The 268-nt window shown below is 50.7% G+C and carries 1 rRNA gene; it reads left to right on the top strand.

The window, feature by feature from the left end:
- Nucleotides 1-268 (top strand): 16S ribosomal RNA (locus tag GEV02_RS32675); the annotation flags it as partial.

Below are 268 nucleotides of genomic sequence, written 5' to 3'. Positions count from 1 at the left end.
GCCTGGGGAGTACGGTCGCAAGATTAAAACTCAAAGGAATTGACGGGGACCCGCACAAGCGGTGGATGATGTGGATTAATTCGATGCAACGCGAAAAACCTTACCTACCCTTGACATGGATGGAATCTCGGAGAGATTTGAGAGTGCCCGAAAGGGAACCATTACACAGGTGCTGCATGGCTGTCGTCAGCTCGTGTCGTGAGATGTTGGGTTAAGTCCCGCAACGAGCGCAACCCTTGTCATTAGTTGCTACGAAAGAGCACTCTAA

The sequence above is a fragment of the Rugamonas aquatica genome (assembly GCF_009380215.1).
Classification (GTDB): domain Bacteria; phylum Pseudomonadota; class Gammaproteobacteria; order Burkholderiales; family Burkholderiaceae_D; genus Rugamonas; species Rugamonas aquatica_B.
The sequence above is the reverse complement of the archived record's forward strand: the minus strand, read 5'-3'. Positions and strand labels throughout refer to the sequence as shown.